19 protein-coding genes are annotated in these 23,551 nt (G+C 75.4%); 9 read left to right on the forward strand and 10 right to left on the reverse strand.

Translation table 11 applies throughout. The features are described 5' to 3' along the window. The first annotated feature begins 617 nt into the window (after positions 1 to 617). Positions 618 to 2,945 carry a GTPase gene (locus tag HOY81_RS18575; RefSeq protein WP_237321573.1) on the forward strand — a complete coding sequence of 776 codons (2,328 nt, stop codon included), beginning with the start codon at positions 618 to 620 and terminating at the stop codon, positions 2,943 to 2,945. A gap of 370 nt (positions 2,946 to 3,315) precedes the next feature. Here HOY81_RS18575 and HOY81_RS18580 read toward each other — a convergent pair whose 3' ends face one another. Both HOY81_RS18580 and HOY81_RS18585 read right to left on the reverse strand, forming a co-directional pair. Further along, complete coding sequence (locus tag HOY81_RS18580) at positions 3,316 to 3,669, reverse strand: VOC family protein (protein ID WP_237321574.1); 354 nt, start codon at positions 3,667 to 3,669, stop codon at positions 3,316 to 3,318. 104 nt (positions 3,670 to 3,773) lie between these two features. Next, the gene (locus HOY81_RS18585; RefSeq protein WP_237321575.1) at positions 3,774 to 3,959 is read right to left on the reverse strand and encodes a hypothetical protein; all 186 of its coding nucleotides are present in this window, start codon (positions 3,957 to 3,959) and stop codon (positions 3,774 to 3,776) included. A gap of 448 nt (positions 3,960 to 4,407) precedes the next feature. On the opposite strand from HOY81_RS18585, the gene HOY81_RS18590 reads away from it, so the two are divergent. The 5 genes from HOY81_RS18590 to HOY81_RS18610 all read left to right on the forward strand — a co-directional run bounded on the left by HOY81_RS18590 (position 4,408) and on the right by HOY81_RS18610 (position 9,696). After that, positions 4,408 to 4,863, forward strand: a complete 456-nt coding sequence (locus HOY81_RS18590; RefSeq protein ID WP_237321576.1) for a single-stranded DNA-binding protein — start codon at positions 4,408 to 4,410, stop codon at positions 4,861 to 4,863. Positions 4,864 to 5,050: 187 nt separating this feature from the next. Beyond that, the gene (locus tag HOY81_RS18595) at positions 5,051 to 6,490 is read left to right on the forward strand and encodes a thioester domain-containing protein (protein ID WP_237321577.1); all 1,440 of its coding nucleotides are present in this window, start codon (positions 5,051 to 5,053) and stop codon (positions 6,488 to 6,490) included. A gap of 367 nt (positions 6,491 to 6,857) precedes the next feature. Next, positions 6,858 to 8,522: an energy-dependent translational throttle protein EttA gene (gene ettA, locus HOY81_RS18600; RefSeq protein WP_237321578.1), complete on the forward strand. Its 1,665-nt coding sequence runs from the start codon at positions 6,858 to 6,860 to the stop codon at positions 8,520 to 8,522. Positions 8,523 to 8,615: 93 nt separating this feature from the next. Beyond that, a complete protein-coding gene (locus HOY81_RS18605) occupies positions 8,616 to 9,050 on the forward strand; it encodes a thioesterase family protein (protein WP_308341112.1) in 435 nt (144 codons plus the stop codon). After that, a complete protein-coding gene (locus tag HOY81_RS18610) occupies positions 9,013 to 9,696 on the forward strand; it encodes a hypothetical protein (protein ID WP_237321579.1) in 684 nt (227 codons plus the stop codon). The genes HOY81_RS18605 and HOY81_RS18610 overlap by 38 nt, the downstream gene beginning before the upstream one ends. Positions 9,697 to 9,725: 29 nt before the next feature. Here HOY81_RS18610 and HOY81_RS18615 read toward each other — a convergent pair whose 3' ends face one another. Beyond that, positions 9,726 to 10,139, reverse strand: coding sequence for a globin (locus HOY81_RS18615; protein WP_308341113.1), 414 nt, complete (start codon positions 10,137 to 10,139; stop codon positions 9,726 to 9,728). Positions 10,140 to 10,464: 325 nt separating this feature from the next. Between HOY81_RS18615 and HOY81_RS18620 the strand changes: the two genes are divergently transcribed. Beyond that, on the forward strand, positions 10,465 to 12,582 hold the full coding sequence (locus HOY81_RS18620; protein WP_237321580.1) for an MMPL family transporter: 2,118 nt from the start codon (positions 10,465 to 10,467) through the stop codon (positions 12,580 to 12,582). Between the two features lie 97 nt (positions 12,583 to 12,679). Here the strand turns inward: HOY81_RS18620 and HOY81_RS18625 are convergent, their stop codons facing one another. Continuing rightward, complete coding sequence (locus HOY81_RS18625; protein ID WP_237321581.1) at positions 12,680 to 13,756, reverse strand: ABC transporter permease; 1,077 nt, start codon at positions 13,754 to 13,756, stop codon at positions 12,680 to 12,682. Continuing rightward, entirely contained in the window at positions 13,753 to 14,481 is a 729-nt protein-coding gene (locus tag HOY81_RS18630; protein ID WP_237321582.1) for an ABC transporter ATP-binding protein, read from the reverse strand. The genes HOY81_RS18625 and HOY81_RS18630 overlap by 4 nt, the downstream gene beginning before the upstream one ends. Before the next feature lie 106 nt (positions 14,482 to 14,587). Here HOY81_RS18630 and HOY81_RS18635 point away from each other — a divergent pair, with 106 nt between their 5' ends. Beyond that, a complete protein-coding gene (locus HOY81_RS18635) occupies positions 14,588 to 15,538 on the forward strand; it encodes a methyltransferase domain-containing protein (RefSeq protein WP_237321583.1) in 951 nt (316 codons plus the stop codon). Positions 15,539 to 15,574: 36 nt separating this feature from the next. Here HOY81_RS18635 and HOY81_RS18640 read toward each other — a convergent pair whose 3' ends face one another. The 3 genes from HOY81_RS18640 to HOY81_RS18650 all read right to left on the reverse strand — a co-directional run bounded on the left by HOY81_RS18640 (position 15,575) and on the right by HOY81_RS18650 (position 20,181). Then, a complete protein-coding gene (locus tag HOY81_RS18640) occupies positions 15,575 to 16,978 on the reverse strand; it encodes an FHA domain-containing protein (protein WP_237321584.1) in 1,404 nt (467 codons plus the stop codon). Positions 16,979 to 17,252: 274 nt separating this feature from the next. Then, entirely contained in the window at positions 17,253 to 18,581 is a 1,329-nt protein-coding gene (locus tag HOY81_RS18645) for a PP2C family serine/threonine-protein phosphatase (RefSeq protein ID WP_237321585.1), read from the reverse strand. A 268-nt stretch (positions 18,582 to 18,849) separates the two neighbouring features. Next, the gene (locus HOY81_RS18650) at positions 18,850 to 20,181 is read right to left on the reverse strand and encodes a hypothetical protein (protein ID WP_237321586.1); all 1,332 of its coding nucleotides are present in this window, start codon (positions 20,179 to 20,181) and stop codon (positions 18,850 to 18,852) included. Between the two features lie 235 nt (positions 20,182 to 20,416). Between HOY81_RS18650 and HOY81_RS18655 the strand changes: the two genes are divergently transcribed. Further along, positions 20,417 to 21,031 carry a hypothetical protein gene (locus HOY81_RS18655; RefSeq protein ID WP_237321587.1) on the forward strand — a complete coding sequence of 205 codons (615 nt, stop codon included), beginning with the start codon at positions 20,417 to 20,419 and terminating at the stop codon, positions 21,029 to 21,031. A 42-nt stretch (positions 21,032 to 21,073) separates the two neighbouring features. On the opposite strand, the gene HOY81_RS18660 is transcribed toward HOY81_RS18655, so the two are convergent. Next, positions 21,074 to 22,243 carry an N-acetylglucosamine kinase gene (locus tag HOY81_RS18660; RefSeq protein WP_237321605.1) on the reverse strand — a complete coding sequence of 390 codons (1,170 nt, stop codon included), beginning with the start codon at positions 22,241 to 22,243 and terminating at the stop codon, positions 21,074 to 21,076. Further along, on the reverse strand, positions 22,240 to 23,544 hold the full coding sequence (locus tag HOY81_RS18665) for a 6-phospho-beta-glucosidase (RefSeq protein ID WP_237321588.1): 1,305 nt from the start codon (positions 23,542 to 23,544) through the stop codon (positions 22,240 to 22,242). Before HOY81_RS18665 ends, HOY81_RS18660 begins: the two co-directional genes overlap by 4 nt. Positions 23,545 to 23,551: the final 7 nt, after the last annotated feature.

Consider the following 23,551-nt stretch of genomic DNA (forward strand, 5'->3'; position numbering starts at 1 on the left):
CCGGCGGCGGCCCCGGCGGTCCCGGCGGTCCCGGCGGTCCCGGCGGTTCCGGTGTGACCGGTCGGCCGTACGACCCGGCGTGGCCGCCCGCGCCGGACGGCGCCGGCGCGGCGCGGCCCGCCCAGGAGTTCCGGCCGGAGAGGCCGGCGGAGGGTACGGACGGCGAGGGCGCCGAGCCCGCGGCGAGTGCTGCCGCGGCCCGTCCGGCCTGGGACGACGGCCTGATCGCGCGCCGCGCGCCGTACGCGGGGCGGGAACGGCCGGGCGGCGCGCCCGGCGACCCGGATGCCCCGGACGGGGGAGCGGCCCCCGGAGCGGGGGACGGCACCGGTGACGCGCCGGGCTCCGGAGGCGCCCCCGCCGCAGTGCCGGACGGAGGTGTGCGTACCCCGGCGGCGGGATCGGCGCCCGAGGAGAGCGGCGCGGCCCCCGCTGCCTTCACGGAACCCACGGAACCCCGGCAGCCCACGGCCGCCACGGCTGCGGTGGCTCCCGCACCTCCCGGGGCGCCCGCGGCCCCTGCCGCACCGGCCGGGAACGGGCCGGCCGCGGGAGGAGGACCGGAGTCCCGCGACGCGAGCCGGGGCGGCCCCCTCGGCCCCCGGGGGGCGGTCGGCGTGTCGGAGCCGTCCCGCGGGGACCGTACGGACCGTCGGGGCTCCGGCCCCACCGTCCGGGAGCGGGGGCCCGACGCGGTCCCGTCCACCGGGGCGGCGTCGCGGCCGCGACCCGAGCCCGTACGCCCGGAAGACGCGCCCCACGCCCGCTCCGCGCGCCCCGAGCCGGCGCATCCGGACCCGGCGCACCAGGGCAGCGCACCCCGGGATCCGGCGCTCGCCGCTCCGCCGTCGGCACCCCGGGACGTGCGTTCCGCCGATGCCGCGCCCGCGCACGCCGGCGCGCCCGGAGAAACGCCCGCGCTGCTGGGTGCACCGGTCCGCCCGGCGCCCGCGCGGCCCGCTCCCCGGCACGGCCGGGGAGCGGCGCCGGAGGCGCCCCGCACGGTCGTCGACGGCACCCTGCGGCGCCGGCTGGGCGCACTGCGAGAACTCATCGGGCTGTCCCGGACACGGCTGGACGGCGCCGTGCTCGCGGAGGCCGGCCGGGTGCTGGACGAGGCCGGCGCCCGGGCGCAGCTCTCCGGGGCGTACACCACCGTCGCCATCGCGGGCGCGACCGGCGGCGGCAAGTCCACGCTGTTCAACGCGCTGGCCGGGCGGGCCCTCTCCGAGGTGGGCCTGCGGCGCCCGACCACCGCGGAGCCCGTCGCCTGCACGTGGGAGGCCGAGCGGGAGGGCGGAGCGGACGGTCTGCTCGACCGGCTGGGCGTCCCCCCGGCGACCCGGCGCCGGGTCAAGGACGCCGAGCTGCACGGGCTGGTGCTGATCGACCTGCCCGACCACGACTCCGTCGAGCCCGGTCACCGCGAGCAGGTGGACCGGCTGCTGCGCCTGGTGGACGCGGTGGTGTGGGTGGTGGACCCGGAGAAGTACGCCGACGCGATGCTGCACGAACGCTATCTGCGGCCGATGGCGCGGCACGCCGAGGTGACCTTCGTGGTGCTCAACCAGGTCGACCGGCTGCCCGGCGAGGCCGCCGACGCCGTGCTGCACGACCTGCGGCGGCTGCTGGACGAGGACGGCGTGGCGCTCGGCGAACACGGGGAGCCGGGTGCGGAGGTGATGGCCCTCTCGGCGCTGACCGGGGAGGGGGTGCCGGAGCTGCGGCAGGACCTGGCCGCCTTCGTCGCCGCCCGGCAGGCCGCGGCGCGGCGGCTGACCGCGGACCTGGACGGGGCGACGGAAAGGCTCCGGCCCGTCTACGCCGATCCCGCGCTGCCCCGGCCGGCCGGTCTGACCGAGCAGGACCGCGAGGAGTTCGAGGACCGGCTGGCCGCGGCGGTCGGCGCCGCGGCCGCCGGGCAGTCCGCGGAACGGGCCTGGCTGCGCCATGCGGAACGGGCCTGTGGCACACCCTGGTCGCAGCTGGTCCGCTGGGTGGACACCCGCCGGCAGCGGGCCGGGGAGCAGCGGTCCGGCGGCGCCGTCCCGGGCCCGGACTCCGCGACGGCGGGTGAGGGCCCCGCGGGCGGGCCGGGCGCGGTTCCGCCGGCCGGCGGCGGGGACCCGGCGGTTTCCGGGGCGGAGCCCTCCGCCCGGTCTGCCGGGCGGGACGCCGGGGCGCCCCCCGCAGGGCCGTTCGTACGGTCGGCCCCCGACGCGGCGCACGCCGGGACGCCCGGCGGGACGGGGCGGGGTCACGCCGCGGACCCCGGGGCGCTCGACGCTGCGCACGACCCGGCGCGGGTGGCCCGTCCACTGCTGGCGCAGGCCGTCCGGGACCTGTCCGACCGTGCGGTCCGCGGACTTCCGGAGGCCTGGCGGGAGACCGTGCGGGCGGCGGCCCGGCGGGGCGCGGAGGGACTGCCGGAGGCGCTGGACCGGGTCGTCGGGGACGCGTGGGGCGGCCCCGGCGCCGTACCGGGTGACGGCCCGCCGGGTGGCGGCGCGCCGGGGGACGCGCCCAGGGCCGTGCGGGGGGACGTGCGGGGGGACGTGCCGGGGGAGGGGACGCGCCCCGCACGGCTGCCGCGACCCGCCTGGTGGGTGGCGGCGACGGCGGCGCAGGGACTGCTGATGGCCTTGCAGGTGCTCGGGCTGGTGCTGCTGACCGGAGCGGTCCTCGGAGCGTACGGCGGGGGACTGTGGGGGCCGGTGTTCCTGCTGCTGGGCGGTGCCGTGGCCGGGCCGCTGCTGGCCGCGCTCTGCCGGGCCGCGGCACGGGGGCCGGCCCGGGCGTTCGGGCGGGAGGAGGAGCGGCGGCTCCGCCGGCTGGCGGCCGCCTGCGGGCGTACCCGGGTCCTGGAACCGGTGGCCGCGGAGCTGTTGCGCTACCGGGAGGTGCGGGAGCAGTACGTCATCGCCGCCGGGGACGCCGAGCTCTGACGGGCGGTCGCAGCCAGGCGGCCCGGCTCCCGGAAGCCCTGGTGGCACGCACCCCGGAAGCCGGATGCGCCCGGGGCCGGTAGACCGGTAGGCCCCGGTCTCCTGTCCCTGACCCACGGTGCGAAGTAGCGCGTGATCACGTACTCGCTGCCATGGCGGCCTGCTCGTCGTGGTCGCGCAGCGTCTGCATGACGGTGGCCGGTGAGGGCCGCTGACGCTTCTTCAGCCGTCGCCGACAATTCCCGGGGCGCGAACCCGGCGCCGCCGGCCCGCTCGGGTGCACCGCGTCAACGCCATCCGGCTTCCGTGTCGATTCTGTCCGTGTTGCTGCGTGGGACGTCGGGGTCCCGGACGACTGCCCGGCCTCCGCTCAGCTCCTCCGCTCACTCAGAACGCAGAACTCGTTGCCCTCCGGGTCGAGGAGGGTCACCCAGTGCTGCTCGTCCCGCACGGTGTCAGCGCGCTTGGCACCGAGGGAGAGGAGCCGGGCGACCTCGGCCTCCTGGTCGTCGGGGCGGAAGTCGGGGTGGAGCCGGTTCTTCGACGTCTTGCCCTCGGGGACGGGCACGAAGAGCAGCCCTGGCATCTGGTCCGGCTCAGGCCGGATCTCGATGATCTCCTCGGATTCGTCGACCACTACCCAGCCGAGAGCCTCGGCCCACCAGCGCCCGAGAGCGACGGGGTCGGCGGAGTCGACGATGATCTGTTCCCATTCCAGTGCCATGGGCCTGAGCATAGCCAGGACCGGCGGCCCACCTACGAGGGGCGGGCTGTGGGCATCAACAGCATCCTTCCACGATCGTGCGGGCCGCTCCCGGCGCCCCTGGCTCATATCAACGACCAGGCCGGCAAGCGGCCAGCACCCAGGTCGCCCAGGCACTCAACGGTCTGCCCGCAGAAAACCCGGTCCGCCCGGGCCCGAGCGGCCGCCACGATCCGTTCGATGCGGCCCGTAGGCTCGACACGTTCGCAGCGGCGCTGCACGAACAGGGCCTCGCGCAGCCGGTCTTCCACCCACTGGACCGGAACGGACCTCCTCGGCAAGCCAGGCCGTCAGCTGCACTTCGTCCGCACGGGTCGCCGGCCGTCAGAGACGGGAGACCCGGGCCCGGTCGCCGTGGTTCCCGGGCGCCGGGCAGTCCGCGGGCCCGCACGTCCGGGACCACAGGCCGGCAAGCCCGGGGCCGGAAGTCCGGAGCCGGGAGGCGGCGCGGGGCCGGGGGCCCCCGCGCAGCCGCGGGCTCCGGTGGCGGGGGACCGTGCCCCGGGAGTCCGCCCCCGACGTGCAGGAGCACGTGAGCACCCCTTGCGGGTGACCGAGTTGTCCCCAACCGCGGGGCTGTCCACAGGCCCCGGCGAGCGGGCGCCGGTTCGTGCACGATGGCTTCCGGGCGGTGCCGCAGGCGGCGCCGCCGGCCGCGGAGAAGGTCCGCGGCTCCACGACCTCACGGGGGAGCGTCCCATGCACGAGACCCAGACGACCGTCGTCGGCAACGTGGCGACACCGGTGGACTTCCGGACGACCGAGGCGGGCGTGCCCGCAGCCCGGTTCCGGCTGGCGAGCACGGTCCGCCGGTTCGACCGCGAGCGCGAGGCGTGGCACGACGCCTACACCAGCTTCTACACCGTGTGGGCTTGGCGCAGCCTCGCCGTCAACCTCTCCTCCTCCGTCTCCCTCGGCGAACCGCTCGTGGTGCACGGCCGGTTGCGCATCCGCGAGGACGAGCGGGACGGGCGGCGGGTCTTCTCGGCAGAGCTGTACGCCTCTGCCGTCGGTCACGATCTGGCGCGCGGCACCTCGGCGTTCGCCCGGACGGGTGCGAAGCCGGAGACCGCGGCACCCGGCCCCGCACCGCCATACTGGGGCGGCCATGGGGGAGTTGGCGTGCCTGCCGGAACCGCCGGGCCGGCGTCGTGATCGTCCCGGTCCGCCGGATTCCCGGATAACGATTGCGAGTCGGTACGCGTAAGCGGCCGGATTCCTGGGGACCGTGGTGCACTTGGTCTCTACGATCCCTCTGGTACTCACGGGGGCACCAGATACTTGTTCGGCGGGGCGGCGTCGGCTCCCGACCCAGCACCGTCCCGCCCCAGAGGGGAAGAGCATGACTTCTGTACGCAGACGGGCCGTTTCCCGGCTCGCCGCCGCGGTGCTGGCCCCGGGTCTGCTCGCGGCCGGGGCGATAGCCGGTGCGGCCCCCGCGGCCGCCGACGACCAGCCGGGACAGCCGGGCGGTGCGACCGCCACCCTCGACGGGCTGAAGACCTTCGACAAGGCCGTCATTCACTCCGACGGGGGTGACAAGCGGGTGGGCGCCGGTCTGTTCGAAATGACCGTCGACGGCGGCGGCACCCTGCAGACCTACTGCATCGACATCGCGAACCCGACCACGGACAAGGCCCGCTACGGCGAGGTCTCCTGGGACGAGTCGTCGCTCAACGACAACAAGGACGCCGGGAAGATCCTCTGGATCCTCCAGAACTCCTACCCGCAGGTCAACGACCTCAACACGCTGGCCGACGCCGCCAAGCTCGGCGACGGCGAGAAGCTGACCGCGCAGACCGCCGCGGCAGGCACCCAGGTCGCGATCTGGCGCTTCTCCGACCACGCCGACGTGGAGGCCGTGGACCCGGCCGCCGAGAAGCTGGCCGACTACCTGGAGCAGAAGGCCGAGGACGTCCCCGAGCCCACGGCCTCGCTGACCCTGGACCCGCAGGCCGTCTCCGGCAAGGCCGGCGAGCGCCTCGGCCCGGTCACCGTCGGCACCAACGCCCCGTCGGTGACGGTCGGCGCCCTCACCGGCGCGAGCGCCTCCGGCGTGCAGGTCGTCGACAAGGACGGCAACAAGCTCACCAGCACCACCGACGGCGGCGAGCTGTACTTCGACGTGCCGAAGGGCACCGAGCCGGGCAGCGCCGCGCTGACCCTGAAGGCCAGCACCAAGGTGCCGGTCGGCCGCGCCTTCACCAGCCTCGGCGGCCACAAGAGCCAGACCCAGATCCTGGCCGGCTCCAGCCAGTCGACGGTCTCCGCGACCGCCACCGCCACCTGGGCGGACGGCGGCCCGATCGCGGCCGTCACCGCGGAGAAGGAGTGCACCGCGGGCGGCGTGAAGGTCACCGTCACCAACAACGGCGACGCGCCCTTCGAGTTCACCCTCGCCGGTGAGAAGAAGACCGTTCCGGCGATGGAGTCCACCGAGGTGACGGTGCCGGTCGAGGAGGACCAGCGCTACAACATCACCATCACCGGTCCGGACGGCTTCGAGAAGACCATCTCCGGCGTCCTGGACTGCGAGACCGCCGGCACCGGCGGCGGCGAGGACGAGGGCACCACCCCGCAGACCGGCTCGGACGGCGGCTCCGGTGAGGACCAGCCCGCCGAGGAGCAGGACGAGAGCGACACCGACCTGGCCGCGACCGGCAGCAGCAGCAACACCCCGCTGATCGTCGGCATCGCCCTCGCGCTGGTCGTGCTCGGCGGCGTGGCCATGGTCATCGTGCGGAAGCGCAAGCCCGCCACGGCGTCCGGCAGCGACGACTGACGGCCGAGGACGTACGGAACGGACCCGCACCGGTTCCCCGGCGACGGTGACCCGCCCGCCTCGCGGCGGATGGTCACCGGACGGTGACCGGCGGTGACGGGGCGGCCCCTGGGCGGGCCGCCCCGTTTCGGTGTCCGAGGGGATGTGCGGCAAGATGGGGTGCGTATGCCCCTACGCGGCCCGGCTGCGCACGGACCCGCGGCACCCGCCGCGCCCGGATCCCGCGGCCGGACCGCGGGCGGCAGACCCCGCGGCACGCCGGCGGACCGACCGCGGCACCCGCCGCACAGCGACCCCGCGGCGCAAGCCGCAGCCAGACCAGCGGCATGAGCCGCGCCAGAACCTACAGACTGCCGGACGGTTTCTCTTGGCTGAGTACATCTACACCATGCGCAAGGCGCGCAAGGCGCACGGCGACAAGGTGATCCTCGACGATGTCACCCTGAGCTTCCTGCCCGGGGCGAAGATCGGTGTCGTGGGCCCGAACGGTGCCGGCAAGTCCACCGTGCTGAAGATCATGGCGGGCCTCGAGCAGCCGTCCAACGGCGACGCCTTCCTCGCCCCCGGCTACAGCGTGGGCATCCTCCTCCAGGAGCCGCCGCTGGACGACTCCAAGACGGTCCTGGAGAACGTGCAGGACGGCGTGGCGAGCGTGAAGCAGAAGCTCGACCGGTTCAACGAGATCGCCGAGCAGATGGCGACCGACTACTCCGACGCGCTGATGGAGGAGATGGGCAAGCTCCAGGAGGAGCTGGACCACGCGAACGCCTGGGATCTGGACGCCCAGCTCGAGCAGGCCATGGACGCCCTGGGCTGCCCGCCCGGCGACTGGCCGGTCACCACCCTCTCCGGCGGTGAGCGGCGCCGCGTCGCGCTCTGCAAGCTGCTGCTGGAGCAGCCCGACCTGCTGCTCCTCGACGAGCCCACCAACCACCTGGACGCCGAGTCGGTGCAGTGGCTGGAGCAGCACCTCGCGAAGTACCAGGGCACCGTCGTGGCCATCACCCACGACCGCTACTTCCTGGACAACGTCGCGGAGTGGATCCTGGAGCTGGACCGCGGCCGCGCCCACCCCTACGAGGGCAACTACTCCACCTATCTGGAGAAGAAGCAGACCCGGCTGAAGGTCGAGGGCCAGAAGGACGCCAAGCGCCAGAAGCGCCTCAAGGAGGAGCTGGACTGGGTCCGCTCCAACGCCAAGGGGCGCCAGGCGAAGTCCCGTGCGCGCCTGACCCGCTACGAGGAGATGGCGGCCGAGGCCGAGAAGACCCGGAAGCTGGACTTCGAGGAGATCCAGATCCCGCCGGGCCCGCGCCTGGGCAACGTGGTGGTCGAGGTGGAGAACCTCAGCAAGGCCTTCGGGGACAAGGTCCTCATCGACGACCTGTCCTTCTCCCTGCCGCGCAACGGCATCGTCGGCGTCATCGGCCCGAACGGCGCGGGCAAGACCACGCTGTTCAAGATGATCCAGGGGCTGGAGGAGCCGGACTCCGGCACCATCAAGGTCGGCGACACCGTCAAGATCTCCTATGTCGACCAGACCCGGGCCAACATCGACCCGAAGAAGACCCTCTGGGCGGTCGTCTCGGACGAGCTGGACTACATCAACGTCGGCCAGGTCGAGATGCCCTCCCGTGCCTACGTCTCGGCCTTCGGCTTCAAGGGCCCGGACCAGCAGAAGCCGGCCGGCATCCTCTCCGGCGGCGAGCGCAACCGGCTGAACCTGGCGCTCACCCTGAAGCAGGGCGGCAACCTGCTGCTCCTCGACGAGCCGACCAACGACCTCGACGTGGAGACCCTCTCCTCCCTGGAGAACGCGCTGCTCGACTTCCCGGGCTGCGCCGTGGTGGTCTCCCACGACCGCTGGTTCCTGGACCGCATCGCCACCCACATCCTCGCCTACGAGGGCGACAGCAAGTGGTTCTGGTTCGAGGGCAACTTCGAGTCGTACGAGAAGAACAAGATCGAGCGGCTGGGCCCGGACGCCGCCCGCCCGCACCGGGCGACGTACAAGAAGCTCACCCGCGGCTGAGCCGCCGGCCGTCCCGGTGGCCCGCCGGGACGGCCTCGCCGCCCGCGGCCACCGGGCCGCCGGGACCCGAACGAGAAGACGGACGGACGGAACGTGCGGCACATCTTCCCGTGCACCCTGCGCTGGTCGGACATGGACGCCTTCGGGCACGTCAACAACGTGGTCTTCCTCCGCTACCTGGAGGAGGCCCGGATCGACTTCATGTTCCGGCTGGCGCGGGAGGCCGGTCCGGAGACCTTCAGCGGCGGCTCGGTCGTCGCCCGGCACGAGATCGACTACCTGCGCCCGCTGGTGCACCGGCACGAGCCGGTCACGGTGGAGCTGTGGGTGACGAAGGTCACGGCCGCGTCGGCCACGCTCGCGTACGAGATCAAGGACGAGGAGACGGTGTACGTCCGGGCGCGGACGGTCGTCGTCCCCTACCTCCTGGAGCAGGGGCGCCCCCGCAGGCTCACCGCCGAGGAGAAGTCCTTCCTGGAGGGATACTTCGATGACAGCGCCGACACCACGGCGACTGACCTTCGCTGACCCCGGGGAGGCGGCCGGTCTGGCCGCCTTCCTGGGCCGGCTGCTGCGCTGGGAGAAGGCGGCGGCCGTGCGGCTGCGGGCCTCCGACGGCGTGCTCGCCGTCTTCGCCCGTCCCGCCCGCTTCGAGGTGCTGGCCGTGCTCAGCGCCCGGCTGCCGGAGCCCGTGGAGGAGCTGGACACCACGGTCTCCGCGGGCGAGCTGCTGGAGGGCGTCGACGAGCAGGCGGAGACCTGCACCGTGCCGCGGGAGGTGACCGGCCCCTCCTGGGCCGGTCTGCTGCCGCCGCGCGGCGGCTGGCGCCCGCTGACCGAGCTGCCCGCGGGCGGGGTGCGGGAGACGGCGACGGCGCTGGTCGCCGAGTTCCGGGAACGCACCGAGCGGCTGGAGCCCGAGGAGCGGACCCGCGGCGCGATGGACGCCCTGGCCGAGGAGCTGTGGGGCCGCCGCCTGGGCGGCACCGCGCTGCCGCTGCGTGCCGTGCACGCCGCGCATGTGCTGGGCTTCCTGCGCGGCACCGGGCCGGTGGCGCTCTACGACACCGGGGACACCGGCGCCTGGCTGCGGCTCCGCACGCCGTACGGCTCGGTGGTGGCCCGCGCGGAAGGGCCCGCCCCCGGCCGCGGGCTCACGGTGACCCCGGTCTAGGCTTCCCGGAGCCCCGGCCGGGGCTCCGGTCAGTCCTCGGGGTCCGCGGAGTTGATCAGGGAGCCCGCCGCGTAGACCAGGTAGTCCCAGAGCTGCCGCTCGTGCCCGGGGTCCAGCTCCAGGCTCTCCACGGCCTCCCGCATGTGCCGGAGCCAGGCGTCGTGCGCGGCACGGCCGATACGGAAGGGCGCGTGCCGCATCCGCAGCCGCGGGTGCCCACGGTTGTCGCTGTAGGTGCGGGGGCCGCCCCAGTACTGGATGAGGAACAGCGTGAGCCGCTCCTCGGCGGGGCCGAGGTCCTCTTCCGGGTACATCGGCCGCAGCAGCGGGTCCTCGGCCACGCCCTGGTAGAAGCGGTGGACGAGCCGCCGGAAGGTCTCCTCGCCGCCGACCTGCTCGTAGAACGTCTGCGTCTGCAAGGTGCCGCGTGGAATCTCCATCACGCACCCATGGTCGCAGATGCCGCAAGGGGCGGTCCGCGGGCTGTCGCCTCGTGCGTGGCGGGGTGGGACGCGGACTGCCGACGGCCCGTCGGCGGTGCGCCCCCGGGGCGGTCCGGGGACCGGCGCGTCCGGGCGGAGGACCGACCCGTCAGGCAGGCACGGTGTGGGCTCGCAGAGTGAACATGCCGCCGCACCGGAAAGTGGGGAGAGGTACGGGACGCGTCCTACGGGAGCATGACCGCGTATCGTCTCCGAGTGTGTCGCGCCGGTGTTACGGCGTGCAGGGGGAGCGCCTGTGCGCAGCGCCCGGAAAGCGCGGGGTCCCGTGGCGGCGACGGCTGAGCAGGGCTTCGCCGGACGCGTGGGCCGCGCCGGGGGGTGGGCCGCGGACCACGCCCGGATCGTGATGCTGGTGTGGATCGGAGTGACGCTCGCGCTCGGGGCCTTCGCGCCACGGGTCGAGCACGCTCTCTCCGGTGCCGGGTGGTATGCGTCCGGGTCCGAGTCGGTCCAGGCCCGGCAGGTCGTCCAGCAGCGGTTCCGCGGTCAGGGCAGCTACGCGCTGCAGGTCGTGGTCTCCTCCTCCCGGCTGACCGTCTCCGATCAGGCCTTCGCCGGAACCGTCGGCGAGGTGCGGCGGATCCTCTCCGGGGAACCTGCCGTGTCACAGGTCATCGCTCCCCGGCCGGGCGTGACGATCTCCCCGGACCGGCACACCGCGGTCGTCGTGGGCGGGTCCGCCCGCTCCCCGGACGACATGGTCCGTGCGGCGAAGGACGTACAGGGGCCCCTTGCCGCAGCCGCCTCCGAGGACATCCGCGTGGATCTCACCGGCGCCGCGGGGATGTGGGCCGACTTCAACGAGGCCAACAAGTCGGCCATGCTGAAGTCCGAGGTGCTGTCCTGGCCGGTCACCCTGGCCATCCTGCTGCTGGCCTTCGGCTCCGTCGTCGCCGCCGGGCTTCCCCTGATGCTCACGATCGTCGGACTGGTCTGCGCCGCAGGCATGCTCTACCTCGGCACTCTCCTCTTCGACATCTCCATCTGGGCGATGAACTTCGCCCTCATGTTCGCCCTCGCTCTGGGCATCGACTACGCGTTGTTCGTGGTGGCCCGGTTCCGCCGCGCGCTGGAGGAGGGCTCCGACGCGCGTCAGGCCGTCGTCACGGCGATGGAGACCGCCGGCAAGGCGGTGGCCTTCTCCGGGCTCACGGTGCTGGTCTCCCTGTCGGCGGTCATGCTGGTGCCGAGTCCCGCGTTCCGGTCCATGGCGCTGGGCATCATGCTCGCGGTCGTGTTCGTGCTCGCCGCGTCGCTCACCCTGCTGCCGGCGGTACTCGGCATGCTCGGACGCCGAGTGAACAGGTTCCGTCCGCCCTTCACCCGGGGCAGGATGCACCGGTCCGGCCGCCTGGCGTCCTGGGCGGCGCGCACATGGCGCCGCCCGGTCCTCACCGGTCTGGCCGGCGTCGGGCTCGTCGCCGCCCTCGCCTGGCCGGTCGCCGGTCTCGAGACCGGCATGCCCTCCATCACCGTGGTGCCCGAGGGCGAGCAGGCCCGGCAGGGCTACCAGCAGCTCCAGCAGGCGTTCGGCACCGGCGCCCCCGCCCGGCTGCAGATCGTCGTCCCCTCCGGTGAGGCCGGCGCAGCCGTCCGCGTCGTCCGGACCGACCCCGGCGTCGCTTCCGTCCAGCCGCTGCAGCGGTCCGGTGACACCACTCTGATCCAGGCCGTCCCACGGGGTTCCCCGTCCGGCGACGAGGTCAGCGCGACCATCCAGCGCCTGCGGAGCGACCTGCCCGACGGGGCGTTGCTCGGCGGTACGGCTGCCGAGAACGTCGATCTCGAACAGAAGCTCACCGAAGTCACCCCTTACGTGATCGGCGTGGTGCTGCTGCTCGGGTTCCTCCTCCTGCTCTTCGCTCTCCGGGCACCGGTCGTCGCCGCCGTCAGCGTGCTGCTCAACGTGCTGGCGACCCTGGCCGCCTTCGGTATCGCGAAATGGATCTTCCAGGAGGGCGTCGGCCACGAGTTGCTGGGCTTCGAGCCTCAGGGCTACCTCGACGCGTGGGCACCGGTGTTCTTCTTCGCCATGCTCTTCGCCCTCGCCATGGACTACACCGTCTTCCTGCTCGCCGTCACCAAGGAACAGTGGGACCGGAGCGCCGACGCACGCGAGGCCACCGTCGAGGGCCTCGCCACATCCGGCAAGGTCATCACCGCCGCCGCCGGAGTCATGATCGCGGTGTTCTTCACCTTCGCACTCTCCGGTCCGCTCCCTCCCAAGGAGATGGGCGTCATCCTCGGGCTCGGCGTCCTGATCGACGCGTCGATCGTCCGCCTGCTGCTCATGCCCGTGGTTCTCCGCCTCCTCGGCCGGCATGCGTGGTGGCTCCCCGCCTCGCTCGACCGGGTGCTGCCCGACGTACGCTTCGGGCACTGAGCGACCCGGCCGCCCCGGACGAGCGGCCTGCGCAGCGCCGAGCGGGGCGTGCCGGGCCCCCGGCCCGGCCGGTGTTCCGGTGGGCGCCCGGGCGGCCTCAGGCGTCGTCCCAGCGGAACAGCCGGTATGCGAGCAGCGTGAGCACCGCGGCGAAGGCCAGCAGCCCGCCCATCACCGGCAGCGCCGCCTCCCAGCCCTGCCCGCGGGAGAGGACGTCCTGCATGGCCTGCGTCAGGTGCTTCAGCGGCAGGAACTCCGCGACGGTGCGGACCCACGCGGGAGCCACGTCCAGCGGGAAGAAGGCGCCGGAGAGGAAGGCCATCGGGAGCACCACGAGCTGCGCCAGCCCGTTCGCCGCCTCCTCGGTCTTCGCGAAGGCGCCGACCACCAGGCCGATCGACAGGAACGCCAGCGCGCCGGTGGCGATCAGCGGGAGGGAGAGCCACCAGTGCCCGGTCAGCCGCAGCCCGTAGTAGGGCGTCACCGCCACCCCGAGGAAGATCGCGGTCTGGGTGAAGGCGAGCAGCAGGTTGACGCCGATGCGGGCGCCGATCACCTGCCCGGCGTTCACCGGGGCCAGCCAGAGCCGGCGCAGCAGTCGTTTCTTGCGCCAGTTCACCAGGTTGAGCGCGGAGCCGAAGACCCCGCCCATGGCGACCGCCCAGCCGAGCAGGCCGGGGGTGAGGAACTGGATGGCCTTGACCGACTCGTCCTCCACCCGCTTCGCGGTGAGCGTCCAGGCGGGCGGTTGCCCGGTCGCCCGCTGGTTCGCCTGCTGGATCACCGAGTTCACCAGACCGTGCACGCTGCCGGCGCTCACCTGGTCGGCCGCCGAGAAGCGGAGCACGACGTCGTCGCCGCGTTGCAGCACCGCGGCGTCCACGTCGCCGTTCCGCACCTGGCGCAGCGCGTCCTCGCGGGCCGCGGCCGAGCCGTCGGTCTTCTCGATGCTGAGGACGTCCCGCAGCCGGGCGCGTTCGGCCTCCGGCATGGCGTCCAGCACCCGTACGTCGCCGACCTGGATCACCTCGGTCTTCGAGGCGCCGGCGTCCTTGAAGAGCGCGCCGAAGAGCATCAGGAACATCAGCGGGAAGAGCAGCATGAAGAACACGGCCGCCCGGTCGCGCAGCAGCCCCAGGGCCATGGCGCGGGAGAGGCTGAGGAAGGAGGTCACTCGCGGTACTCCCGTCCGGTGAGCTGGAGGAAGACGTCCTCCAGCGACTCCGCGCCCAGCTCCGCCACCAGCTCGGCGGGCGGACCGCTCCGCAGGATGCGGCCCCGGTCCATCACCGCGACGCGGTCGCAGAGCCTCTCCGCCTCCTCCATCGAGTGCGTGGTGAGGACCACGGTGCGGCCCTCCGCGTTGATGTCCCGCAGCAGGTCCCAGAGGTTGCGCCGGGCCTGCGGGTCCAGGCCGGTGGTCGGCTCGTCGAGGAAGACCAGCTCCGGTTCGTGCACCAGGGCGCAGGCCAGCGAGAGGCGCTGGGCCTGGCCGCCGGAGAGCCTGTCCTCGCGGGTGCCGGCTTTCTCGGTGAGCCCGACGCGGTCGAGCATCGCGTCCGCCCGCGCGGCGGGGACGTCGTAGAGCGCGGCGAAGGTGTGGAGCTGTTCGCGCGCCGTGAGCTTCTCGAAGAACGCGGAGGCCTGCAGTTGTACGCCGATCCGGCGGAGAAGGTCCGGTCGGCGCGGCCAGGAGGGCTCGCCGAGCAGCAGCGCGGTGCCTTCGTCGGGCTCGCGCAGTCCCTCCACGAGCTCGAGCGTGGTCGTCTTCCCGGCCCCGTTGGGGCCGAGGATCCCGTAGAACTCGCCGGGCCGTACGTCGAAGGAGACGCCGTCCACGGCGTGTGTGCCCCCGTACCGTTTGTGCAGCCCCGCGACGGATATCGCGGCTGTGGTCATGGGCGGCAACCTAGTGGCGGAACATCACCTTCCGGTGACGCGTGTCCTCCGGTGTGCCCGGTGTGCCGTCCGCGCACCGGCTTCCGCGGCGCCGCACAGTGGACCCATGGACGCCCCCGAGCAGAGGGCACGACGGCTCGCCCGTGAGCTCGTGGAGCGGGGTGCCCTGCGCGACCCCCGCTGGCGCGCGGCCTTCGAGGAGGTGCCGCGCGAGTACTTCGTGCCCTCGTACCACGCCCCCGCGCCCGGCGGCGGCCGCGAGCGGCTCTGGTGGCAGGACCCCGACCCGGATCGCCGCCGCCGCTGGCAGCGGGGCGTCTACACCGACGCCCCGCTGGCCACCCGGATGCGCGAGGGCGAGCTGCTCTCCTCCAGCAGCCAGCCGTCCCTGATGGCCCGCATGCTGGAACGGCTCGCCGTGCACGAGGGCATGCGCGTCCTGGAGGTCGGCACGGGCACGGGATGGAACGCGGCGCTGCTGGCCCACCGGCTCGGCGACGAGCGGGTGACCACCGTCGACCTGGACCCGGAGATCACCGAGGCCGCCCGCCGTCATCTGGCGGTCGCCGGGTACCGGCCCGCCGTGGTCACGGGGGACGGCGCGCGGGGCGTACCGGCCCGCGCCCCCTACGACCGGATCATCGCCACCTGTACGGTGCCCGCGGTGCCGCGCGCGTGGCTCGCGCAGTGCGCACCCGGCGGGCGGATCCTCACCCCGCTGGCGACCGGCCTGCTGCGGCTCACCGTGCACGACCCCGGCCACGCGGAGGGCCGGTTCCTGGACGTCCCGGCCTACTTCGTGGGGCTGCGCGGCGGCCCGCCGCCGCGGGCCGAGGTGCCGGCCACGGGCGTGCCCGCGGAGGCCCGGCGTGCGGAGTCGTTCGTCTTCCTGCTGGCCCTGACGGCGTACCGGGTGCCGCCGCGGGCGGCCTACGACATCTGGCGGGCGGAGGGACGGCCGCACCGCGAGCGGTACGGCGTCACCGTGCGCGGCGACGACCAGTGGGCCTGGCTCGACGCCCCGGACGGCGACTACCGCTGGCCCCTGGACGGCTGACCGGGGCGGCGCCGCCCCCGGCCGGGGCGGCGGGGATCAGCCCTGGTAGAGGGTGATGGTCGTCCACGCCCCCACGTGCACCCGGTCGCCGTGCCGGAGGGGGACCGGGACGAAGGGCTGGATCGGGTCCTCCGCCCCGTTGATCGTGGTGCCGTTGGTGGAGTCCTGGTCCACCACCGCCCAGGTCCCGTCCGGCTGCGCGACCAGCACCGCGTGCTGGTGCGAGACGCCCGGGTCCTCCGGCTGCCGGCCCAGGTCGATGTCCGGGGACTCCCCGGTGGACTGGCGGCGGCGACCGATGGTGACCTGCTGCCCGGTGAGCGGCAGTTCCTGCCCGGCGGCGTAGCCGGGCATGGAGAGCGACGCCGCCTCGGGGCCGCTGCGGTTCATCATCGCCGTGAAGTACTCGGGGTCCGGCGCGACGACCGCCGTCCACGGGCCGCCACCCGGCGGTTGCCCGCCCCCGGGCGCGCCCTGCGGACCGGGGCCTCCGTGCTGCCCCGGCGCGCCCTGCGGCGCGGGGTGTCCCGGGCCGGCGTGCCCGGGCTGCTGCCCGTACGGCCCGTGCTGCTGGTCGTACGGGTCCGGCTGTCCCGGCGGACCGGGCTGCGGCGGGACGCCGGGCGGTGCGGCGGGGCTTTGCGGCGCGGCCCCGCCGGGCGGGGTCAGCATCCAGTCCCCCGTCGGCTGCGCCTGCTGCGGGTGCGGGGCCTGCTGCGGCCCGCCCTGCGGCCCCTGCTGCCCGCCGGGTCCCTGCGGCGGCGGTCCCTGCGGTGGCGGTCCGTGCTGCCCCGGCTGCCCGTGCCGGCCGGGCGTGCCCGGCTGCTGCGGGGGCGGGGGGTACGGGCCCTGCGGGGCACCGGGCTGCGGTCCCGGCGGCATCCCGTGCTGCCCCGGCCCCGCCGGCTGCTGCGGGTAGCCGTATCCGCCGCCCTGGCCGTGGGCGCCCTGGTCCGCCGGGCCCTGCTGCGGGTAGCCGTAGCCGCCGGGTCCGCCCTGCGGCGGCCCGGCGGGCGGAGGGCCGGGTTGCTGCGGCGGCGCCGGGGCGGAGGCCGTCGGGGTGTTGGTCAGGAAGTTGTAGCGGCACTCCCCGCAGAAGGGCGCCTGCGCCTCGCGGGGGGTCCCGCACTGCGGGCAGCGCTCCGGCTGCCCCTGCTGGGGCGGCTGGGGCGGCTGGGGAGCGGCGGGCTGCGGCGGGGCGCCGCCCCCCGGCTGCGGATAGCCGTACCCGTGCTGCGGCTGCTGCGGCGGACCGGGCGGTGCGGGAGGGCCGCTCGGCTGGGGGTAGCCGTAGCCGCCGCCCGGGGCGGGCGGGCCGGGCGGTGCCGGGGCGGCACCCGCGTGCTCACCGGGTGCGCCGGACGGCGCGGCCATCGGGTGGCCGCACACCTCGCACCAGTCGTCGGCCGCCGACTGGTGGCCGTTCGGGCAAGTCGGCATGGTGGTGCCTCCCCCTCAGTCCTGCTCTTCCGCCTCGGAGCGTCGCACGCGGACCGGCCCCGTGGCACGCGTCTCCGAGGTTCTCTCCCTCGGCGGCGCCCTTCACCTTCCGTCGAACAGTACCGGGCGCCGCGCCCGGCGCGTCGGCCACCTTCGAATGGGGGTTCGCCTCCGAGACGCCGGTCACCGCGCTCGTGCCTCCGTGAGCCGGTGCGCCTCCCCGTCCCGCGCGCCTCTGCCGCTCCGGTACCCGTCCCGTGCCGCCGGCCGCCGGTCACGCCCGTACGGCGCCGTCCGCCCCGTCCGCCGGTGCGGGGACCGGGACCACCGCGACCGTGACGTTGTCGTGCCCCCCGCCGTCCAGCGCGTATCCCACCAGATGCCGGGCCGAGTGCAGCGGCCGCTCGCCGGCGTCCGCCGGTACGGCCGCCGCCATCTCCGCCGCGGACTCCGCGTAGTTCCACAGCCCGTCGGTGCAGACCACCACCACGCCGGCGCCTTCCGGCCGGAAGGAAGCGGTGTGCGGGTCGAGTTCGTACGCGTCCGCGCCCAGCCAGCCGGTGATCGCGTGCGCCCGGGCGTCGGCGTACGCCTCCGCCTCGCCCAGCAGCCCGGCGGCCACCATCTGGGCCGCCCAGGAGTCGTCCTCGGTCAGTCGTGCCGCCGGCGCGGTGCGGTCCCGCGGCACCCAGTACGCGCGGCTGTCGCCCACCCAGCCCACGGTGAGGTCGCTCCCGGCGACGACCGTCCCGACGATCGTGCAGGCCGGGGCGTTCTGCTGGGTCTCCCGCTCGGCCTCGGTGGCGAGCGCGTCCACCGCCTCGGCCGCGGCGAGCAGCGCCTCCCGCATGGCACGCCGGGCCTCCACGCCGCGCGGCAGCGCCGTGCACAGGGCGGCGCCCGCCGCCTCCGCGGCGGCCTCCGCCGCCTCGTCGGAGCGCGCCGCCGAGGAGACGCCGTCGCACACCACCGCGACCGAGGCGGGGGAGCCGTCCGGGAGCGACGCGGCCGCCACCGAGAAGAAGTCCTCGTTGTGGTGGTGGCGCAGGCCGCGGTCGCTGGCGCCGGCGACGCCGGGAGCCTCGCGTTCCCAGTGGTCGCGGGCGAGCGGCTGCTGGTGACCGCAGTGGGCGCAGTAGCCGCCGTCCACCCGGCCCGTCCCGCACGCCACACAGCGCACCGCCCGCTCCCGCGCCTCCTCCGGACGGTCCGTCCCGGCCGCCGGCGGCTGCGCGCCGGCCGGCGCCCCGGACGCAGCCACCGGCGCCGTCGCGACGCCCTGCGCCGGTGTGTCTGTCGCGACGCCCTGCGCCGCTGTGTCTGTCGCGACGCCCTGCGCCGCTGTGTCTGTCGCGAAGCCTTGCGCCGGTGTGTCTGTCGCGACGCCCTGCGCCGCTGTGTCTGTCGCGACGCCCTGCGCCGCTGCGTCTGTCGCGACGCCCTGCGCCGCGACGAAGGCCCCTTCCGCGGAGGCGTGTCCGGCGGGACCCGCAGGCTCCTCCGCGGCGCGCAGGTCCGCGCCGCAGTCAGCGCAGAAGCGGGCGTCCGCCGCCGGAGTCTCCGTGCAGCGGGGGCAGGCGGGCAGTCGGTCGAGCTGAGGCATCGTCACACCCATGTCCCGGGGCGGAAACGGTTCTCCCGTTCCGCCGGTTCGTTCCTTGCCGAGGCGGACGGCGCCGGCCGGGCCCGCCCGCGGTACCACCTTCCCGGGCCCGGTGGGCCCTCGTGCAGCGGAGCGCCCGGCGGGCGCGGCACGCCGGACCCGGTGGGGCCATTGTGCCCGTTCCGTCCGCTCTGTACGGCCGTCCCCCGGTACGGCGCGCGGAACCGGAGCCGGGCACCGCCCGCCCCGCCCCTACCGCCCGTACGGCTCACCGGTCTCCCTGCCGTTCCCCGTGCGCGGGCTCCCCGCCGCGCTGCCGCGGCACCAGGTACTCCTGCGCCGCGTGCTGGTAGCGCCGCACCGCGTCCTCCGCGGCCCGCAGGTCGCAGGGGGCGCTCCAGAGGATGCGGCGCGCCACGTCGTAGCGTTCGGCGAGCACCGCGTCACCCGCGGCGCCGTGCTCCGCCACCTTCGCCTTGTACGCGTCGAGGCGCCCGCGCAGTTCCGCCCGTACGGCCAGCGGGGCCGTGACGGCGGCCAGTGAGGCGCGGGCCCGGTCGAGTTCGTCCTCGGCGCGTTCCTCCAGGCTCTCCAGCAGCGGCGACAACCGGTGCCACTGCGCGTGCCGGCGGTAGTGCGCCGCACGGCTCAGCTCTTCCTGGAGCGCGGTGGGCGGCCCGCTGACCGCGGGCACCTCGGACGCGGCGATCTTCGCCAGCACCTCGCCGCGCGCCAGCCGCGCCTCGGCCAGGGTGCGGTCCGCCCGGGAGAGCATGTCCCGCAACTTCATCAGCCGCTGCTCCGCGTCCTGCCGCACCGCCAGCACGGCCTCGATCTCCCGCCGTACGTCCTCCAGGGCGCGGGCCGACGCGTCGTACCGCGCGGTGTCGGGGCGGCCGCCGCCCGGAGCCGAACTGCCCCCGTCCGGGAGCCAGAAGGCCAGCGGGTCGCGCAGCACCTCGGCACGCAGGGCGGCCAGATCGGCGGTGATGCGGCCCAGGTCGTCCCCGGACGGGTGTTCGCCGGGCCGCACACCCACCTGGTGGGCGAGGGTGCGCACCCGTCCCAGCTCTTCGGCCAGCAGGTCGATGCGGGCGGGCAGGGCCGACCACACGGCGTCGGCGGCGATGACCACGTCCAGCGCCTGCGCGTACCAGGAGTTCATCCGGTCCACGAGCGCGGAGAGGGTCAGCTCCTCGCTTCCGGAGCCCCCCGGGCCCGTGCGGTCCCCCGCACCGTCGCCCGCCGTCTCCGGGGCTGCGGCCGGCACGGTGACCGTGCCGCGCAACAGCGCGGTGAGCTCACCGAGGTCGTCCCGGGTGGGCCAGCGGTGCCGGGCGCGCAACGCGTGGGCGGTGCGCAGGGTTTCCGTGTAGCGGTCGAAGCACGTCCACAGCCGGCCGACCAGCTCCTCGGTCGCCGCCCAGCGGCGCGCGGTGACCCCGGTCAGGTCCGCGCCCTCCAGCAGCCTGCGGCCCGCGTGGTCCTGGAGCGCCAGCAGGGTCGACTCGACGGTCTCGTGCTCCGTGTCGAGGCGGGCGAGCGCACGGTCCGCCTCCTCGCGGCTCATCACCGGTCCGGCGGGTCCCGAGGGGCCCATCGATCACCTCGCTGCTTCCTCGTGTGCTCCGCGGTGGTCCTGCGCTGCCCGCCGTCGCAGTGGCCCCGGCGTGCCCGGTGCCACGGCCAGCAGTATGGCGGCAGCGACGCCCCGCCACACCGCCGACGACGGGATCTCCCGGCGCGCCCCCGCGGCGCGCCTTCCCCCACATCCGCACCTCCCGTCCACACGTGGACCGCACCCGTCGCGGTTCCTTCCCCTACGATGCCGTCGCATGCCGCCGAACTCCGCGCCCGGCTCCCCGCCGTCCTCCCCGGCGCTGCGGGTGCCTTCCGGACTGGCCCCGCCGGACGGCCACGCACCCGGTGCCGCGGTTGCGCGGGACGCCGTGCCGCTCAGCCCGTTCGTCGTGGGCTGCCTCGGGCTGCTGGGTCTGTGCGCGGGCGTCGCCGCGGTGCAGGCGGCCTTCCGGGCGACCACCCCGGGATACGGGGCCGTCGTCCTGCTCTGCACCCTCGGCCTCGCGGCGCTCCTCGCCCGTCCGCTCGTCGGTGCTCTGCGCGGGATCCGGCAGCAGCGCGTCCTGGCCCGCAAGCCGGACGCCCTCGCGGTCGACACGCACGGCGTCGCGGCCCGCTGTGACGGGCGGGCGCCGTTCCGCTACGCGTGGAGCCAGGTGCGGCGTCTGGACGCGGGAGCGGGGGACTCCGCCGGCTGGCTGCGGCTGTGGCTCGTGGACGGCGTCCCGGAGCCGCCGCGCCTGCCCGCGTCGCGTCGTACGCCGGAGGGTGCCCTGCTGGTGCTGCGCTTCGGCGACGGCGCGGAGCGGCCTGCGGTGGCGGAGGCGGTACGCCGTTACGCGCCCCCCGGGGTCCGTACCCGCCTCTGACCCGGAGGTGCCGGGCAGGGACACCCGCCCTGTGCCGTGCGCTCAGTCCGCACCGGAGGCGCCGGGGCCGGCCGTGTCGGCGGGCCCGGCAGAACCGGCGGACCCGGCGCGCGCGGGGGACTCCGCCGCTGCGGCCGTCCCCGCGGGCCCGGCCGGCGGCGCGTAGTGCGCGCGCAGCCGGGCGTACGCCGCACCGCCGGCGCCCAGCCGGTCCAGCCCCAGCAACGCGGCGCCCAGTACCGGGGGAGCGGCGACCGGCCGGGGCACCGCCCGCGGCGCCCGCTCGGCCAGCCGCTCCGTCAGCCGGTCGTGCAGCAGCGGATGACGGGCCGCCAGCACGCCGCCGCCGAGCAGCACCGGCGTCCGGACTCCGAGCAGCCCGAGCCGTTCCAGGGTGACCGCCGCCAGCGCGACCACCTCGTCCGCCTGGCGGTGCACCAGGCCGCGGGCCACCGCATCGCCCGCGTCGGCCACCGCGAAGAGCACCGGCGCCAGCTCGTTCCGCCGTTCCGGCGCGATCCGTCCCAGGTGCAGCGCCTCGATGAGCTCCGCCATGCCGGACAGGCCGAAGTGGGCCGGCAGCGCCCGCTCCAGCTCCGTGCCGCTGCCGCGCCCGTCCGCGGAGCGCGCCGCGTGCCAGAGCGCCTCGCCGGCGAGCCCGGCGCCGCCGCCCCAGTCGCCGGAGAGGCGGCCCACGGCCGGGAAGCGGTGCGTGCGGCCGTCGTCCGCGCGGCCGACACAGTTGATTCCCGCGCCGCAGACCACGGCGACCCCGTGCCGCACGGAGCCGTCGTCCGGCAGGCCCGCGCGCAGGATCGCGAAGGTGTCGTTGCGCACCCGGGTGGCGTGCCCCCAGCCCAGCCGGGTGAGCGCGGTGCCGAGTTCCCGCTCCTCGGGCGGCAGGTCGGCGTTGGCGAGACAGGCCGACACCTCCGCGACCAGCGGCCGGTCCGTCTCGCCGCCGGGGCCGAACCGCTCCCGGCCGCCCCCGGCCGCGACCACCGCACGCGCCACGGTGCGGGCGAGCGCACCGACGGCCGCCGGCACGCCGACCGCGGGCGGCTGGAAGCCGCCGCCCCGGGCCGTTCCGAGCACGGTGCCGTCCGCGGACACGACCGCCACGTCCGTCTTGCTGTTGCCGGCGTCGACGGCGAGACAGGTGTCTTCCGCTGCCGGGTCTGCCGCCGCACCGGCCGCCGGGCCCTGCGTCAGGTCCACGGCAGGTACTCCCGGTTGTGGGCGAGCAGCCGGTCGGTCAGGCCCTCGGCGGCGGTGTACCGGCCCACCAGCGGGTGGGCGAGCAGCGCGCGGAAGACCCGGTCCCGCCCGCCGTGCAGGGCGGCCTCCAGGGCGAGCCGTTCGTACGCCGTCACATGGGCCACCAGCCCCGCGTACAGCGGGTCCAGCCGGGGCGCGGGCAGCGGCACGGCACCCTCCCGGGAGACCCGTGCCGGGACCTCGACCACCGCGTCGTCGGGCAGGAAGGGCAGCGTGCCGTCGTTGCGCACGTTGACCACCTGGACGGCGCCGGCGCCTCCGTCCCCGGGGCCCCCGGCGGCGCCGCCCGGGTCGCCGAGCAGGGCGGCGGCGAGCGCGACCGCCGCCTCCGAGTAGAACGCGCCCCCGCGCCGCGCCAGCAGCTCCGGCTTGGTGTCCAGCGCCGGGTCGGCGTAGAGCTCCAGCAGCTCCCGCTCCATGGCCGCCACCTCGGCGGCCCGGGACGGCTTGCTCCGCAGCTCCTCGACGACCTCGTCGTGGGCGTAGTAGTAGCGCAGGTAGTACGAGGGCACCACGCCCAGTCTCTCCAGTACGGGCAGCGGGAGCCGCAGGTCCCCGGCGATCCGCGGGCCGTGCTCGGCCAGCAGCCGGGGCAGCACGTCCTCGCCGTCCGGCCCGCCGCGCCGTACGCCCAGTTCCCAGGTGAGGTGGTTCAGCCCGTAGTGGTCCAGATGCACCGTCTCCGGCGGGGCCTCCAGCAGCGCCGCGAACTTGCGCTGGAGATGGATCGCGACGTTGCACAGCCCGACCGCCCGGTGGCCGGCCTCCAGCAGGGCGCGGGTCACGATGCCGACGGGGTTGGTGAAGTCGATGATCCAGGCACGGGGGTTACGGCGCCGCACCCGCTCGGCGATGTCCAGCACCACCGGCACCGTGCGCAGCGCCTTGGCCAGCCCGCCCGCGCCCGTGGTCTCCTGGCCCACACAGCCGCACTCCAGCGGCCAGGTCTCGTCCCGTTCCCGGGCCGCCTGGCCCCCGACGCGGAGCTGGAGCAGCACCGCGTCCGCGCCGTCGACGGCGGCGTCCAGGTCACCGGTGGCGGTGATGCGCCCGGGGTGGCCCTGCCGGGCGAAGATCCGCCGGGCCAGCCCGGCCACCACCTCCAGGCGCCCGGCGTCCGGGTCGGCCAGCACCAGTTCGGTCAGCGGCAGCGTGTCCCGCAGCCGGGCGAAGCCGTCGATCAGTTCGGGGGTGTAGGTCGAGCCGCCGCCGACCACGGCGAGCTTGCAGGTCATCGGCCGT

The sequence above is a fragment of the Streptomyces sp. JJ36 genome, assembly GCF_021696945.1.
Classification (GTDB): Bacteria; Actinomycetota; Actinomycetes; order Streptomycetales; family Streptomycetaceae; genus Streptomyces.

Coding starts and splice junctions, on each gene's coding strand:
- HOY81_RS18665 (WP_237321588.1), bottom strand. CDS start 23,544: ATGACCTGCAAGCTCGCCGTGGTCGGCGGCGGCTCGACCTACACCCCC.
- HOY81_RS18595 (WP_237321577.1), top strand. CDS start 5,051: ATGACTTCTGTACGCAGACGGGCCGTTTCCCGGCTCGCCGCCGCGGTG.
- HOY81_RS18590 (WP_237321576.1), top strand. CDS start 4,408: ATGCACGAGACCCAGACGACCGTCGTCGGCAACGTGGCGACACCGGTG.
- HOY81_RS18655 (WP_237321587.1), top strand. CDS start 20,417: ATGCCGCCGAACTCCGCGCCCGGCTCCCCGCCGTCCTCCCCGGCGCTG.
- HOY81_RS18640 (WP_237321584.1), bottom strand. CDS start 16,978: ATGCCGACTTGCCCGAACGGCCACCAGTCGGCGGCCGACGACTGGTGC.
- HOY81_RS18580 (WP_237321574.1), bottom strand. CDS start 3,669: ATGGCACTGGAATGGGAACAGATCATCGTCGACTCCGCCGACCCCGTC.
- HOY81_RS18610 (WP_237321579.1), top strand. CDS start 9,013: ATGACAGCGCCGACACCACGGCGACTGACCTTCGCTGACCCCGGGGAG.
- HOY81_RS18630 (WP_237321582.1), bottom strand. CDS start 14,481: ATGACCACAGCCGCGATATCCGTCGCGGGGCTGCACAAACGGTACGGG.
- HOY81_RS18650 (WP_237321586.1), bottom strand. CDS start 20,181: ATGGGCCCCTCGGGACCCGCCGGACCGGTGATGAGCCGCGAGGAGGCG.
- HOY81_RS18645 (WP_237321585.1), bottom strand. CDS start 18,581: ATGCCTCAGCTCGACCGACTGCCCGCCTGCCCCCGCTGCACGGAGACT.
- HOY81_RS18635 (WP_237321583.1), top strand. CDS start 14,588: ATGGACGCCCCCGAGCAGAGGGCACGACGGCTCGCCCGTGAGCTCGTG.